This is a genomic window from Klebsiella sp. CB_Kp196 (assembly GCF_040061575.1).
GTDB lineage: Bacteria > Pseudomonadota > Gammaproteobacteria > Enterobacterales > Enterobacteriaceae > Klebsiella > Klebsiella michiganensis.
The window spans coordinates 59106-74407 of the sequence record NZ_JBEAFH010000081.1 but is presented as its reverse complement, the minus strand read 5'-3'; the positions used below and the strand labels follow the sequence as shown (position 1 = coordinate 74407).

Below are 15302 nucleotides of genomic sequence, written 5' to 3'. Positions count from 1 at the left end.
TTTTTGGGTGGTTTAACCCGTGAAAACGGCCAGCGCTTCCGCGAGGCGATGTTGTCTCGCGGTAATAGTACTAATTTAGCTGAGCTTTATCGCCAGTGGCGCGGACACGATCCGCAGATTGAGCCGATGCTGGAAAACCGCGGACTGAGTGAGTAGCGCGGTTGACACGTAACAGGACCGGGCGCAGCGCCCGGTTTTTTATCCAATTTTTCCTTCTCCAAAATCCCTGCAAAACGTCTCTGCCCAATTTAGCGCCCTCGGAAGGGTTTGTCCTGCTATGGTAATCCCGTGCATCGACGCGCTGGCCACTTTTGCTTAAAAACATGAAGCCCGGCATAAAGTGTTTTTTAGCGAAAAATAATATTAATATATTAAATATAGCTTCCTGGCAATATTAGGAGTTTACTTACATTGTTGCATGGATTTCTTAAATTTAATAAGCGAACTTGCTCTGTGAATGTTCTTCACTCTATCATCTGTCTTATCTCTTGCATATCTTTTATTGAACGGATTAAGTATGGCTAATATATTGCTTCTGGTATTCGCGGTTTTTTTATTGCTGGTTTCACTGATTTCTGGATTTTCGTATTTTAAAGACAGAAAAAAGCAAAAGTTGAGTTTTAAAAGCAAGCGTATGAAATTCTAATTAAAATAGAGAGATGTTCTTCTCATAACGATGGAAGAGAATCTGATAAGCTCCTGGTTGTTTTCTAACTGGAATTTCTTCATTATGCGCAATTTATGGGAGTATACGGTTCTGTGATCGATGCCAAGGTTTTTTGCTGTTTCATTATTGTTAAGGCCAAGGTTTATGGCATTAATGATTTTTAGTTGCGAACGACTCAATGACTGATGCGGGCATTTTAAACAGCGATTCTTCTCTATCGTTATACGTTTCTTATCGCCCGCGACAAATTCATCAAAGAGAATGGACAGGTTTTTTTTGATCGTTTCAAGGCTGCTTTTATGAAATAAAATGACAGCATTTTGAACGCATAAAGGCAGCAGGGAAGAATTAAACGTAATTTCTTTTTTGGTGAAAATTACCACCGCTGGACACTCTGATTTATATCTTTTCATTTCCTGGCATAATAAATACTCGCCAACTTCCATCTCAGTAAAAATTATGTCTGGTTTTTTGAAGTGATCTTTTATGTTATTGCTTTGAAAACAAAGGTCGCTTATACCTTTGGTGCTCGCAATTTCTTGGGTAAGTTCCTCTATGGCCTTTTCTAAATAAATATTTTTGGTGATGATGGCGATTTTTAGCATGATTTTCTTATTTTTAAAAAAGGCGGTGGAAAAAATTTCGACCGTCGTATGATGTTTTATTTAAGTAACGCCTGATGAGATTAGGATATTTCCTATTGAATATAATGGCAATAGGTTTAAAGAAAGGGTGGCTTTACTTTTAATTAAAGATCGCTGCTAAATCAGTGGCTTGCGTAGGTGATTTGCTTATTTTTCAGCGTTTTTAATCGCACTAAATGCCAAGATTTGTTATGCCAGTCTTAATTTGTATTCATGGGTTTTATTAATTAACGGCAATTATTCATAAAATCATTATAAATATAGCATCCAAAGCTAATCTTTAGCGGCGTCCATTGAATCATAGGGCGAGAAGCTATTCGTTATTTAACGGTATGCATGCCGTTGATTTGATACTTCCACCGCGTAGCTATCCGGGACGCGTTGAGCAGGGCGGTTTAATCCGCGAACAGGGCCAGCGCTTCCGCGAGGCCATTTTGTCTCGCGGCACGGGTTTTGATTTAACTGCGCTTTATCGCCAGTGGCGCGAGCGCGCGCTTAAGATTGAGCTGAGGCTGGAAAACCGCGGACTGGGTTAGTCCGGCGATTGTCACGTAACGAGGACCGAGCGTCGGGTCCGTTTTTCCTTCCCAAACTGAAGCCTTACATTCATCAAGATGGGGAAGTGATACTGTAGAGGTGCCAGGGCATGGTTAAAATGCATTCGCATTCGATTTGACCTTAGCGATAAACTCTTCTGTAAGCGACAAGCCTTCGATGATTTCCTTATCGACTACGGTAATTCCGTATTGGACAATTAACTCCAGCAGTCCGTCATAGGTCTGTATGAGCTCCAGAAGGCTGTAGATTGTTTTGCGATCGGAAACTGAGGGCATCTCAGAGTTTGCTGAAGATTGATTAACAATCCACTCAAGATTGGCTTTGATTTTTTCTATATCAAGGTAACTATACATATTTCATGGGCTTAAATCCTCATTTCAAGATTTTTTTGAGAAAACGCGTTTCTGACTTCACAGGAATAAGCTATTGAATAACATCCAAAAACTCTGTTACTGAGAGATGTCGATGATCAAGCCGGATGGGGGCTAGCTGCAGAAGCGGTTATGTCCAAAAGCGCTGCTACTGGCGTATCCCCTAAAGAAGGGCGCGATGTGCGTAGACTTCATTATGGAACGGATCGCCGATATATCAAGAAATCAGCGGATAAAATGTGAATAAGTAAATTTTACTGCGGATAAGGCTGCTCACCTGCAAACCGTATGCAAGAGCTGCAGGTGAGCAATGTGCTATGGAGGCAGTACCATAGCGGCAAAATTTTAGCCTCGCGCTGCGGGCAAAACCAACAAACCGTTTACCGCCGGGAACATTTTAGGACTTACCTTACTCATCACCGTGCGCAAGGCAAATGAAAATAGGGTATCAGCAGGGCTCAATATGATGTCTGCCTGCGGCCTCGCCCCTTCGAGGCCAGCGTAAGCGCTGTTCAAGGCAGGAGTGCCTTGTCCTGCAACTCGAATTATTTAGGGTAGTAATAATCTTTTTAACAGCTAATGCGGATTAGCGTATTTTGCGTCATGTTTTTACGGGCATAACGCGCGCGCGACTGGAATAACCGAGAGGCAGGCGGATATTGGCTGAGGGAGGAGAAAAATTATCTGGTTAATAAAGGACGCAGAGCCCGGCGTCCCATTGCGGATAAAAAACAGAACGGCTGGAATTACCTAACAGCGCTTCGCTTGCACGAGTCCGAAGAAATTGCGCGGCAGGTTGTGACTCTGGTATTGGCAGGCCGGGTAAGGCGTCAACCGCCACCCGGTGAAGAACCGGGGAAGATGTTTAAACAGATTTGTCATCACTCCCAAACCGGGCACAGAGCCCGGTTTGTTGAGCCGTACGCTTTCACACCTTAAGCAGCTTTACCGTGGCCTCAATGTCTATCTCATCTTCCGAGAAGATGAGGGTGGTTCCCTGGAAGGTGGTAATAGCCAGCTTTTTCACCGAGCGCATTTCGCCAGGCTTAGCGGTGGATTTTGGCCTGATATTTCCCATCAACAGGCCTACGGAAAGGACCGCATTCTCTTTGTCGATGCGGGCATCGGCGGGCTCTTCCTCGCTGTACACCAGGAAAGATTTGATCGATGTAAGCTTAATCCGCTCGCCTGCAATATAGATATATTTGCTTTCCGGCAGGACTTTTACCGCATAGGCTGACAAACCCTTGTTATTGGTGGTGGGTTCGAAAGTGACTGCTGCATCTTTTTTAATGAGTTCAGGGTTGGCAACCTTAATCACATGAAAATAGCGATTATCGCCGTTTTCATCTTTGATAAATCCAAAACCTTTATCTTTAAACCACGTTGTGATCGTTCCGTTCATCGCCGTTACCGCCTGGTTAATCGTTTATCTACTCAATTTTTGCCGCGCGCAGTGTAAAGCACAACGCCTGCGCAGACCAGGTCTGAATCGCCGGTCTGCGCAGGCCCGCATTGCTTACCACATCAAATCATCGGGAACTTTAAAATCAGCATACGGATCGTCTTCGTCCTGCTCTTCCGCACTTAGCGCGCTGTTTAAGACAATGCTGCTGGCGTCGCGCTGGGCGATTTTATCGGCGACGCTCGCCGGGATAATCGCGTATTTGCTCTCGCCGTCGTTATCGCCGGCCAGACGCGCAATGGCGAGACGGCCGCTAATCAGCTGTGCCTGGGTGAGTTTATCCACGGCGATTTTTTTAATGAAGTTGTTATCCGTGAAGTTAAAATCAATATTGCCTTTTGAAATATCGATTTTATTCATTTCAATAAGCTGCTTAACCTGCGCTTTATACTCTTTCGAGAGCGCCGCCTGCTTTTGCTGCTCGCTAAGCTGCTTATCTCGCTCAAGCTGCGCTTTTTTATTCTCTTCCACTGCTTCTCTGGCTTCACGAGCCTGAACGCGGGACTTTTTCGCCGTTCTCTGAACTTTGGCCATTTTTTTGCTGGTCACTAACCCGGCTTTAAGCATTTGTTCTTGTAAGGTGAGTTTTGTCATCTTCGTGTCTGAATCCGCTGAATAATGAGTGAGATTATACCTGCAAATGTCCGGGATGTACCAGGCGGTATGATTCGCATAAAGCAATTGCATAAAAAATCACTATTATCGCCATTTATTTGCTATAAATGCATCTTTATTGCTTTTTTATGAGGTGTGGAGATGATTGTCAGAACCTGGCATGGTTGTGTTCCCGTTGAGTTTGGCGATGCGTTTGCGGTTCATTTGCAGGCGACAGGCGTACAGCATTCCCAGGGCATCAGCGGCAACGCGGGGGCGTTTGTCAGACGGGAAACGCAGGGGGAGTGGGAACACTTCTTCCTGGCAACGTACTGGCACAATCTGGATGCGGTCATCGCCTTTGCCGGTGAAGCGTATCATGTCGCAGTGACCTATGCGGATGATGAGCAATTCCACCTGTTGTCCGACCCTTACGTTTTTCAGTTTAACGTAGCTGAAGTCGTGGCGATTTAAGTCAGCGTTAGCATAAGCGCGCCGCAGGCAAAAAATTAAGGCCCGAAGGGCCTTAGAATGGGTTATTTCCGTCCCGCCAGTAAACCAATCACCAGCCCGATAGCGCCGGCCGCCAGCAGCCCGGTCAGCGGATTTTCCCTTACGCGCTCGGAGACCTCTGAGACGGCATCCGACGCCTGAGCGGCGTACTTACGGGCCGCGCCTTTTAGCTGATGTTTAGGCGAATCAACCGCATCACCAAATTGCTGCTGGGCTTCCCCGGCGAATTCATTGACTTTGTTGCTCACTTTGTCCGCCAGATTCTGCGCGTCGTTTTCATACTCTTGTGATGACATGGGAGTCTCCTTTCGTTTGACTTATTTAAGTCTAGTGGCTAACAAGCGAAGTACAAATGCTCAGCCGTCGGTGAGCCTCACTCCAGGAATTTTCCACAACGTCCGGGATATAAACCAGGTCGCTGTTTCTGCCACAAAAGCGCTACACTCTGGCGAAAAGAAACGTCGCCAGAATGGGGGGATTGCCGTCATTTCAATTGATTAAGGTAATTCCTGGATATAAGATCCGTCAGGCGCGGGGGCAGGAAAGGCGGCAATTCATAAATAAGAACTATTGATGTTCACAATTCCTCTTTTTTCCTTCATCATTTGTCAGCTTTTACTCCTAATAATCAGCGCTTAGCTCAGCATAAGAAAGAAATTTTTTTACTCAAGGCCGGTATGAACTATAAGAAAGTACTGAAGAACACGTTGCTGCTTGCTCCCGTGGCGATCCTGAGTCTGCAAACCCCTGTCTGGGGCGCAGAGGCCACGAAAACGGCGACCTGCCAGAAGGCGTCGCCTGCGGTGGACAAAGAAGGCGTGCCGTTACCGCCCGTTGTTGGTAAAGAGGGCGCTCAGCCGGCCTCCGCTAAAGACAAGTCCGGCCACGGCGGCGCAACGACCAACTGTCAGCCTGCGGCCATCGAAAATTAATCATTGACCTCAACCCGGGAGGGACATGGTGCACCCGTTAATTAAGGTGATGCTGGTTGGAGGGAAGGGCGACGGCCTGATGGTTAGCGTTGCCGATAACGCGACGGAGATTTCCGTGACGCCTGCGCAGTACGGCGCGAAATCCGGCCAGCCGCTGAGCTACAGAATCGTATCGCAGACCATTGACGATGAACGCTATTTTTTCGGCGTTTTCAACGAGAGCCATGAGGATACGGACAAACTCAAAAGAGTCGCGCTGACCCGCGGCATGAAAAAACTCTTCAGCTAAGCCGGAGCCGGGCGGCAAGCTGTCGTCCGGTCCGCGCCTGTTTTGTTTTCCTTTCGCCTCCGATACAGTAGCGCCAAACGCTTTTATCAGTTTCGGGAATCTATGATTAACCATATCCGGATAAAAAATTTCAGATCGGTCAGGGATATTGAGCTGGAACTCGGTGCGCTGAATATCGTCTTTGGCCCCAACGGCTGCGGTAAATCCAATATCTATAAAGCCATCCACCTGTTAACCGCCTGCGCCGACGGGAAGTTTTCCGGCTATATCAGCGATGAGGGCGGGCTGGAAAACATTATGTGGTCCGGGCCAGGCGCGCCGACCGACCGCTTTCCGCGGCGGCTGCAGATTGGCTGTCTGACCGACGAGTTTGACTACCAGCTGCAGGTGGGTTTTCCGGAAAAGCTGCCTTACCCTACCCAGTTTCAGCTGGATCCGATCGTTAAAGAGGAGTCGATCTGGCTGGCGGGATTTTCCCGACGTCCTTCATCGCGCGTGCTGGAGCGTAAAAACCAGGCGGCGTTCCTGGTGGATGTGAATGGCGAAAAGAGTACCTTTACCGACGCCATTTACGAGAATGAATCGATTTTTGGCCAACTGGGCGAGCCGCACCGTTTTCCGGAGGTCTCGCGGGTCAGGGAAACCATGCGCCACTGGCGCTTTTATCACGAATTCAATATTGGCAGACTCTCACCGCTGCGACACCCGACGGTAGGCTACCGCTCGCCGGTGCTCGACAGCGATGGGCATAACCTCGCCGCCGCCTTTCAGACCATCGTGGAAATCGGCGCCGAAGAGCTGCTGCATGAGATCCTCGGCGAAGCGTTCCCGGCGTGTACCTTTTATTGTGAAAACGAAAACTCGCGTTTCTCGATGAAGATGCGCCGTAACGGCGTCTGGCGGCCTTTACTGGCGGCGGAAATGTCCGACGGCACGCTGCGCTTCCTGTGCCTGGCGGTGGCGCTATTAAGCCCGCGCCCTCCGGCATTTCTGGCCATTAACGAGCCGGAAAACAGCCTGCATCGCCAGATGTTCCCGGCGCTGGCCCGGCTGATTGTCGAAGCGGCCCGCTATAGCCAAATCTGGTTAACCAGCCACTCCGTCGAGCTGGCTGAGCTGATTTCATCGATGGCGGAAGCGCGCCTTTACGGGCTGGAAAATAGCGACGGGGAAACGCGGATCGCCGGCTAGCGGCAACTGCCTTACCCGGCGTCTTAACGGTGTATTGCCGACGCGCCGCCGGAGGGTTTCCGGCGGCCTGGCGTTATGCTGCGGCCGGGAGCAGGGTTTTGCTGCCTTTCAGGGTAAACAGCGAAATGACGGTAAAGCTCAGGGTAATACAGCCCAGGATCAGATAAGCCTGATGGAAGCCGACGGTATCATACATCCGTCCTACCCACGCCGAGAGCACAACGCCCGACAGCTGTTTCGATAAATTAAAGCCGATCAGGAACAGCGTCGCCGAAAGTTTTGGGTTAAATGCCGACGAGATATATTTAAAGGTGCCAACCAGCAGGAAGGGGATCTCAAACATATGCAGCATTTTTAATATAATCACTTCCACCGCCGAGGTCGCGAAAGACGAGCCTAAAATTCGGACTGACATAATTACCCCGGCAATTAACAGGGCATTCTTGGCGCCAATTCGGTTAATAATTGCCGGCGCGCAGAACATGATCAGCGCATTGAGTAATTCCCCACCGGTGGTCACGAAGCCAAACACTTCGGTGCCGCGCTGCGGGCTGGCGAAGAAGCCTTTAAAAAAGTTGGCGAACTGCTGGTCGAAAACGTCATAGACGCTGGCGACGCCAACGACATAAATAATAAAGCCCCAGAAGCGCGGCATCCGCAAGAGCTCGGCGGCGGTGCGCATGGAGAAAGCCTGACGGTTGACGCCCAGGGCGTCGATAACCTCGGCGCTATTGCTGCTTTCCGGCTTCGAGACCCACAGCAGCACGCCGAGGATCAGCGCGAAGCCGGAGGCGATCCAGAAGGTGATATTGGGGTCGATACTAAACAGAATGCCGGTGATTGAGGCGCACAGCGCCCAGCCGACGCAGCCGGAGACGCGCACTTTACCGTATTCAAAACGGTTGGCGCGGCTGACGCGTTCAATATAGGCTTCTACCGCCCCGGAGCCGCTGGAGAAGACGATCCCCAGATAGATCCCGCCCACCAGCGCGCCCGCGATGATATTCATCTGCAGCAGCGGAGAGAAAACAAAAATAAAGAACGGGGCAAACAGGATTAATAAAATCGTAATCGTCCACAGCAGATGTTTGCGCAGGCCGAGCTTATCGGAAATCAGGCCAAACACCGGCTGGAAAATTATCGCGAATAGCGAAATGGAGGAGAAGACAATCCCCGTTTCGGTTTTGGTTAAATGGTTTACTTCCGCCAGCCATACCGGGAAGAAGGGGAAGTAGGCTGACATAATGAAATAGTAGAAGAAAAAGAACAGCATGAAATATATAAAATTATGCCGTTCTCGTGGCGCGAGTTCAGAGAGTTTCATTGTGAATATTCCATATTATTATGCCTGTAAGGTTGGGGGCTGGCGCCCCCGATTATTATTGGAAATGAATCGTTAAGTGATATTGCCATTGTGTCTCAAGCAGCAGCCATTGCTGTAGTACGCTGGGTGTCCAGGAGTCATCGCCGCCGATACCCATGTGTTGAGCATCAAGCGCGATCCAGACGCCGTTTTCCGGCTTCATCCTGTGCCAGTGATCGGTCTCCATTAACTGCGCGGTGCTGTAGGGCTGTACGGAGAAGTGGAAATCGCCCGCGACGTGCCAGCGCCCCCAGTCCAGCGCTTTGTTATCGCAGCGCAGGCCGTTTTCCGTCGGGAAAATGTACGGTGTGGTCATCTCTTCCAGCGGCAGCTGCCAGCGGGAGAAACAGGCGCTGGTGCGGCGGTCCGGATAGTTTTCATGCGGGCCGTAGCCGAGCCAGGAAACCGGTTGATGCTGGTCCGGAACCTGGAAATTCAGCCCGATGCGCGGCAGCGGCGGCAGGGTGCCGGCCCGTTCGCCATCGACCGCCAGATGCAGCTTGCCTTCGCCATCAAACGTCATCCGCCAGTGGCTGACAATCACCACTTCGTCGCCGCGCAGATAGTGCCAGCGGCTATCGATAACCACTTCATGGGCCAGGCGCTGGGCGTCGCACTGTACGCAGCGGGCGCTGAGGCCGTAGAGCCCGGCGCTCTTCCAGCGTTCAACCCAGGCGTTGGGGTCGATGCGCTCCACTTCGCTGACGCCAATATCGTTATCCAGCGGGGCGCGCACAAACTGGTCGCGCAGCGGCGTCAGCAGCTGTTCCACACCCTCTACCTGCCAGTGGGTCAGCAGGCCGCTCTCCCGGTCGATAGTCCATTGCTGCGAGCCGCTGCGTACGGTCCAGGCCGCGTCGCTGCTCTCCAGCGCTGGCGCCGTGCCGACGGGGGAAAGCCGGCGCAGCGCCAGCGGGGCGGCGAGCGGGAACTGCTGCCAGGCGACGCGATACCCGGCATCGGACCAGGCGGTGGCCTGCGGCTGGACAACCTCCAGCGTCAGCCACACCGCTTCGGCGCCCACGGGCAGCGTCAGCGCATCGCACAGCGTCAGCTCGCTCTGGCCTTCAGGGCTCAGCTCAAGCTTCACTTGACCCTCGGCAAAGGTTTCTCCGGCGGCCTGGACCTGCCAGCGCAGCGCTTCGTTATCGGTGGCGCGGAACAGATATTCGCTGCAGATGCTGATACGCAGCGGGGATTGCGTAAGCAGGGTAAACTGGAAGTACTGCTGCGCGTGTTTCGCTTCAATTAATGAAGGGTGCGGGCGGCGGTCGGGGAAGACCAGGCCGTTCATACAGAACTGTCGATCGTTCGGCGTATCGCCAAAATCACCGCCGTAGGCCCAGCCGACGCTGCCGTCGTCGAAGGTTTTGCTGATGGCCTGATCGGCCCAGTCCCAGATAAACCCGCCCTGCAGGCGCGGATAGTCGCGGAAGGCCTGCCAGTAATCAGCAAAGTTGCCGAGGCTGTTGCCCATCGCGTGGGCGTATTCGCAGAGGATCAGCGGGCGCTGCTCGCCCGGCAGACTGATCCACTTTTTGATCCCCCATTTCGGCACCGTCGGAATCCGCTGATCGCGCTCAACGCGTGCGTACATCGGGCAGATAATATCGGTGGTGGTGCTGTCGGCGCCTCCACCCTCGTACTGCACCGGGCGGGAGGGATCGTTGCGCTTCAGCCAGTGATACATCGCTTCATGGTTGCTGCCGCCGCCGGATTCGTTCCCCAGCGACCAGATAATAATCGACGGGTGGTTGCGATTGCTTTGCAACATCCGGCTGACGCGGGCGCTGAAGGCCGGCAGCCAGGCCGGATCGTCGGAAAGACGATTCATCGGCACCATGCCGTGGGTTTCAATATTGGCTTCGTCAACGACGTACAGGCCATAGCGATTGCACAGCTCGTACCAGCGCGGGGTGTTTGGATAATGCGAGCAGCGCACGGCGTTAAAGTTGTTCTGCTTCATCAGCAGGATGTCCTGCACCATATCCTCTTCGGTCACCACCTGGCCGCGCTGGTGATGGTGCTCGTGACGGTTGACGCCGCGGATCAGCAGCGGTTTGCCGTTTAACAGCAGCAGGCCGTTTTTGATTTCAACCCGGCGAAAGCCGATATCCCAGGCTTCAGCCTCGATCGTTTCATCGCCGCGGCACAGGGACACCACCGCCCGATAGCAGTTTGGCGTTTCCGCGCTCCACAGCGCCGGTCGCTCTACCGGCAGACGAATCGCCGCGCGTTCGGCATAGCTTCCGCGCTCATCGATAATCGGCGAACCCGGCGACTGCTGGTGGCTGGCGACCAGACGATCGTCATCCCACAGTTCGATCTTCACCGCCAGCGCCTCCAGCAGCGCGACCGGCGCGGCGACGCTTAAATTCACCAGCAGCTCGGCATCCCGGGAGAGCGCATCAAGCTGCGGCGTAAGCTGAACGTCGCAGAGGTGGAGGGTCGGTTTGTTCAGCAGCCAGACCGAACGGAAGATGCCGCTCATGCGCCACATATCCTGGTCTTCAAGCCAGGTACCCGCGCTCCAGCGCATCACCATCACGCAGATGCGGTTATCGCCCGGCTGAAGGTAGGGCGAGAGATCGAAAGCCGCGGGCAGGCGACTGTCCTGCGAATAACCGACCCATTCGCCGTTGCACCACAGATGGAAAGCCGAATTAACGCCGTCGAAGATAATCTGCGTCTGGCCGTCGGTTCGCCAGCTCTCATCGACGCTGAACGTCAGCGAGTAGCAGCCGGTCGGATTCTCCTCAGGCACGCGCGGCGGCGTAGTGTCGATCGGGTAGCGGACGTTGGTATAGATCGGAGCGTCGTAGCCTTCCATTTGCCAGTTTGACGGCACCGACGTACTGCGGCTGTCCGGCAGATCGTCTTCCAGCCAGCGGGCATCCACGTCAAACGGGCTGCGAGCCCAGGAGAACTGCCACTGGCCATCAAGCCGGCGGCGGAACGCCGAGGGCTGGTTTTTCCGCGCCGCGTCGGTATCGCGCCAGCTGGCGAAAGTCGGGTGGGCCGGTAAACGGTTGAGATGGGTAATGGTCTGGTTCTGCCAGTCTTCGCGGGCGAGAATCTGATGGAACGTTGCTGCTGCGGCGGAATGAGAGTCGTGTTGTTGCATACGTATTCCTGACGGATAAGTGATAAAAATGTCATTCGCTAGACAATATGATTTTGTTATCAGTTATTTTCGCTATAGCCGCAATATTGGCGAAAATGAAACCCACTGGCGATCACGAAAAGCTGGAAAAACAGCTGATTTTTGTCGTCTTTTAAACATAAAATGTTAGCGGACGACATTGAGGTTTTAATTCAGAAGGAGTGCACTATGCAGCGTCGCCTGGCAACGCTTGACGATGTGGCCCGCGAGGCCGGCGTGTCTCAGCAGACGGTCTCCCGGGTGCTGAATAATCCGGACGTGGTGTCTGAACGAACCCGCGATAAGGTCATTCGCGCGATGCAGGCGCTGCGCTACGTACCGAACCGTTCCGCTCAGCTGCTGGCGGGGAAATCCGCGCCGTCGATTGGGCTGATCACCGCTTCGCTGACGCTGCACGCGCCTTCACAAATCGCCGCGGCGGTGAAAAGCTACGCCGGTCTGCATCAGCTTGAGGTCTCGATTGCGATGCCGGTGCAGGTCGACTATCCGTCGCTGCAGGCGCGGCTTAATGAGTTTCGCGCCCAGCATATTCGCGGCGCGATTATCAGCCTGCCGCTCGAAAGCAGCCTCGCGGAGCGGCTGGTGGTGGAAAACCCCGATATCGCCTGCATGTTTCTTGATGTTTCGCCGGAGACCGACGTGTGCTGCGTGCGTTTCGATCATCGCGACGGCTGCGGCGCGTGCGTGCGGCATCTCTGGGACGCCGGGCACCGGGAGTTCGGCCTGCTGGCCGGGCCGGAGAGCTCGGTCTCCGCGCGCATGCGATTGAGCAGCTGGCGCGAGGCGCTGCATCGGCTGGGCGTCAGTAATGCGGTGACGGTGTTTGGCGACTGGAGCGCCGCCAGCGGCTGGAACAAAACGTTTGAGCTCCTGCATCATCATCCGCGGATTAGCGCCATCGTGGTGGCTAACGATCAGATGGCGCTCGGGGTACTGAGCGCGCTGGCGCAGTTGAATCGCACCGGCAGCCAGGCGATCTCGGTCACCGGCTATGACGATACCGCTGACAGCCTCTACTTCCAGCCGCCGCTGACCACCGTCGCCCAGGATTTTAACGTTCTGGGAAAAAGGGCGGTTGAGCTGCTCATCCAGCTAATGGCTGCCCCGCAGATGAAGATCCGCGAGCTGCTGCCGACGCGCCTGATTATCCGCCAATCCACCTGGCCCTGCGCGGGCGCCAGGCAGGAGGAGCAAGAGGGTCTTGTCGCGCAGATCAAAGCGCTGGTGGAAAAGCTGTAAGCAACGGTCCGTTTAGCTTTCATTGATGTTGCGCGTGATAGCTTATCGGACAAGCGTACTCAGGGGGTTATGCCCTGAACGTAAAAATGCAAAACACAATCTATCCATGCAAGCATTCATTCACCGCCAGTCACATGGCGGTTTTTTTTTGCCCGTTTTCGGTCGTTAGAATATGGCGTTATTTTATTTAATTCTGCCTCCTGGTCGATTACTCGCCGCTGTTAAGCATAAATGCGCTGTTTTCACGCCGCGGTGTCAGAAAATTTCCCCAGCTTATACTTTTTTATCCAGCATAAAATGCTGTTGGCCGGGGCGGCAGGGCGCGCTTTTTTTAGCGCCATTCGGCTATGCTGAAAGCCAAAGCAGGCGAGTGAAAGGCAACGTCATGATGATATTAAAAGATAAAGAGTACGTGGACTCGGTTGACTGGCAGACGGTGGCGGAGATTATCGCCGCCGCAGGTCTCAATCAGCGGGACGTCGCGCTGGTGGAGCGCGCGTTTCGCCATAGTACCTTTTGCTGGTTTGGCTATGAAAACGGGCAGCTTATTGCCGTTGCCCGGGCGATTAGCGACCTGACCTGGTGCAGCTATCTGGCGGATGTCGCGGTGCACCCGCGCTGTCAGGGAAAGGGGTACGGGCAGCAGCTGATGCAATCGGTCAGCGAGCGGCTGCGGCCGTTCGGCAAAACCTTCATCTACTCGGTGGTGGATAAAGTCGGCTTTTATCGCCGCTTTGGTTTTGAAACGCTGACCACGGGCATGGTCTGCGCCAGCGAAGAGGCGATAGCGCGTATGCGCGAGCAGGGATTTGTTGGCTAGTAAATACCGCTTAAAAAAACGCATTTACCAAACGGTTTAAATGGCTGCTGAATGAATCAATGCCATTACCCGGCCGCTGAGGATTATTTCGCTGGCCCTTGCCGGTTGCTGCCGTAAATAATCGGATAAACTTAGTCGGCTACAGTCGGTCCAGTTAATTATGACAGATAGCCTGGGTTAAAAGGGTAAACTGTGTTACACAGTCCCATTCTCCTGGCAAACATCTGGATGGGATTATGCTGACAACTCTGATTTACAGAAGTCAGATGCATTTAACACAAGAAACCGATCTCATACTGCTGGTTGAAAAAGCGAATGCTGAGAACGCAGCACGCGGGATTACGGGCATACTTCTTTTAAAAGATAATGTTTACCTTCAGATACTTGAGGGGGATGAGTGCGTGCTTGAGCAGCTATTCAGCACGATCAAGCAAGACGATCGCCACCATCAGGTTGTCGAACTGATGCGTGATTACGCGCCGCGCCGGCGCTTTGAAAACGTAGGGATGATGTTTTTTGACCTGAATAAACTGCAAACCGCTGACGTCCTGACAAAGGTTCGCCAGCTTAGCCAACTGAAAGGTTATCTTTCCACCGAAGAGCGCGTCTATAAATTTATCCATACTTTTATCAGTCAAAAAAGCGCTGCCGCGCCGTCACCCTTTTTACGGCCTGACAAATGGTCGCTTCATTCGCGTAAACATGCATTTCATGCGCCGCAAGAATCGTTTTTTGCCGGTCAATGTTGTCAGTTTGCTTTCCAGCCCATTATCGAACCGTTGGCCGGGAATATCACTTCGCTTGAAGCGCTTATTCGTGATAAAGACGGCGGTAGTCCCGCCAATTTCTTTGCCTCGATTCCGCCAGAGCAACGTTATGAAGTTGATCTCAAAGCGAAATCAGTTGCCTTTGCCCTGGCGAAAGAAATCAATATTGGCGACCATAAAATATCCATTAATATCCTTCCGATGTCTCTGGTTGTTATTCCTGATGCCATTGAATACCTGTTGCAGGAAATAAAAAAACAGGGTCTTGAACCCGAACAGGTGATCGTGGAGGTGACGGAAGATGAAATGATCTCCGGTTTTAGCCAGTTCAGCAGCGCGATAAAAAAACTGCGCGTCTCTGGTATGGGGCTGGCAATTGATGACTTTGGCGCCGGTTATGCTGGACTCTCGTTGTTGACAAAAATTCAGCCTGATAAAGTTAAAATCGACCGCGAGATTATTACCGATATTCATCAGAGCGGCCCTAAACAAGCGGTGGTAAGATCGATTATCAACTGCTGCCGTGAACTTGAGATTGCGGTGGTTGCTGAAGGCATAGAGCGGATAGAGGAGTGGTGCTGGCTCGAATCTGCGGGTATTAAACGTTTCCAGGGCTTTTTATTTGCCATGCCGAAAGTCAACGGCGTCGGTGACATACGCTGGCCTGGGGAAAAGTGAAGCCTGATTTGCCTTAATGTACCGAGCGGTTTGCCTCCGGCAGCAGCG

Annotated in this window: 16 protein-coding genes; 9 read left to right on the top strand and 7 right to left on the bottom strand. The window is 52.6% G+C overall.

Annotation, left to right across the window (positions count from 1 at the left end; translation table 11 throughout):
• Positions 1-3 precede the first annotated feature (3 nt).
• Complete coding sequence (locus tag ABLU87_RS26915) at positions 4-156, top strand: M3 family metallopeptidase (protein WP_227536745.1); 153 nt, start codon at positions 4-6, stop codon at positions 154-156.
• Positions 157-642: 486 nt separating this feature from the next.
• Here the strand turns inward: ABLU87_RS26915 and ABLU87_RS26910 are convergent, their stop codons facing one another.
• Entirely contained in the window at positions 643-1272 is a 630-nt protein-coding gene (locus tag ABLU87_RS26910) for a LuxR C-terminal-related transcriptional regulator (protein ID WP_218568563.1), read from the bottom strand.
• 386 nt (positions 1273-1658) lie between these two features.
• Between ABLU87_RS26910 and ABLU87_RS26905 the strand changes: the two genes are divergently transcribed.
• The gene (locus ABLU87_RS26905; protein WP_142385462.1) at positions 1659-1847 is read left to right on the top strand and encodes a hypothetical protein; all 189 of its coding nucleotides are present in this window, start codon (positions 1659-1661) and stop codon (positions 1845-1847) included.
• 114 nt (positions 1848-1961) lie between these two features.
• Here ABLU87_RS26905 and ABLU87_RS26900 read toward each other — a convergent pair whose 3' ends face one another.
• The 3 genes from ABLU87_RS26900 to ABLU87_RS26890 all read right to left on the bottom strand — a co-directional run bounded on the left by ABLU87_RS26900 (position 1962) and on the right by ABLU87_RS26890 (position 4299).
• The gene (locus tag ABLU87_RS26900; protein ID WP_025105773.1) at positions 1962-2222 is read right to left on the bottom strand and encodes a hypothetical protein; all 261 of its coding nucleotides are present in this window, start codon (positions 2220-2222) and stop codon (positions 1962-1964) included.
• A gap of 946 nt (positions 2223-3168) precedes the next feature.
• On the bottom strand, positions 3169-3645 hold the full coding sequence (locus tag ABLU87_RS26895) for a cold shock domain-containing protein (protein WP_004851238.1): 477 nt from the start codon (positions 3643-3645) through the stop codon (positions 3169-3171).
• 114 nt (positions 3646-3759) lie between these two features.
• Positions 3760-4299: a DUF2058 domain-containing protein gene (locus ABLU87_RS26890; RefSeq protein ID WP_025105772.1), complete on the bottom strand. Its 540-nt coding sequence runs from the start codon at positions 4297-4299 to the stop codon at positions 3760-3762.
• A gap of 162 nt (positions 4300-4461) precedes the next feature.
• Here ABLU87_RS26890 and ABLU87_RS26885 point away from each other — a divergent pair, with 162 nt between their 5' ends.
• Complete coding sequence (locus ABLU87_RS26885; RefSeq protein ID WP_025105771.1) at positions 4462-4773, top strand: hypothetical protein; 312 nt, start codon at positions 4462-4464, stop codon at positions 4771-4773.
• Positions 4774-4835: 62 nt separating this feature from the next.
• Here ABLU87_RS26885 and ABLU87_RS26880 read toward each other — a convergent pair whose 3' ends face one another.
• Positions 4836-5108 (bottom strand): CsbD family protein, encoded by a 273-nt coding sequence (locus ABLU87_RS26880; RefSeq protein WP_004851233.1) that lies wholly within the window; start codon positions 5106-5108, stop codon positions 4836-4838.
• 381 nt (positions 5109-5489) lie between these two features.
• Between ABLU87_RS26880 and ABLU87_RS26875 the strand changes: the two genes are divergently transcribed.
• From ABLU87_RS26875 to ABLU87_RS26865, 3 genes are all read left to right on the top strand, one after another.
• Positions 5490-5744, top strand: a complete 255-nt coding sequence (locus ABLU87_RS26875) for a hypothetical protein (protein WP_025105770.1) — start codon at positions 5490-5492, stop codon at positions 5742-5744.
• A 28-nt stretch (positions 5745-5772) separates the two neighbouring features.
• Positions 5773-6033: a hypothetical protein gene (locus ABLU87_RS26870; protein ID WP_014229513.1), complete on the top strand. Its 261-nt coding sequence runs from the start codon at positions 5773-5775 to the stop codon at positions 6031-6033.
• Positions 6034-6135: 102 nt separating this feature from the next.
• Entirely contained in the window at positions 6136-7224 is a 1089-nt protein-coding gene (locus tag ABLU87_RS26865; protein ID WP_064406407.1) for an AAA family ATPase, read from the top strand.
• Positions 7225-7297: 73 nt separating this feature from the next.
• On the opposite strand, the gene ABLU87_RS26860 is transcribed toward ABLU87_RS26865, so the two are convergent.
• Positions 7298-8548: an MFS transporter gene (locus ABLU87_RS26860; RefSeq protein WP_025105768.1), complete on the bottom strand. Its 1251-nt coding sequence runs from the start codon at positions 8546-8548 to the stop codon at positions 7298-7300.
• Between the two features lie 55 nt (positions 8549-8603).
• Complete coding sequence (locus tag ABLU87_RS26855) at positions 8604-11711, bottom strand: beta-galactosidase (RefSeq protein ID WP_122116914.1); 3108 nt, start codon at positions 11709-11711, stop codon at positions 8604-8606.
• Between the two features lie 207 nt (positions 11712-11918).
• On the opposite strand from ABLU87_RS26855, the gene ABLU87_RS26850 reads away from it, so the two are divergent.
• From ABLU87_RS26850 to ABLU87_RS26840, 3 genes are all read left to right on the top strand, one after another.
• Positions 11919-12989: a LacI family DNA-binding transcriptional regulator gene (locus ABLU87_RS26850; RefSeq protein WP_038423158.1), complete on the top strand. Its 1071-nt coding sequence runs from the start codon at positions 11919-11921 to the stop codon at positions 12987-12989.
• A 385-nt stretch (positions 12990-13374) separates the two neighbouring features.
• Positions 13375-13809, top strand: a complete 435-nt coding sequence (locus tag ABLU87_RS26845; RefSeq protein WP_122116915.1) for a GNAT family N-acetyltransferase — start codon at positions 13375-13377, stop codon at positions 13807-13809.
• A gap of 236 nt (positions 13810-14045) precedes the next feature.
• Positions 14046-15254: a diguanylate phosphodiesterase gene (locus ABLU87_RS26840; RefSeq protein ID WP_064357346.1), complete on the top strand. Its 1209-nt coding sequence runs from the start codon at positions 14046-14048 to the stop codon at positions 15252-15254.
• The last annotated feature ends 48 nt before the right edge of the window (positions 15255-15302 follow it).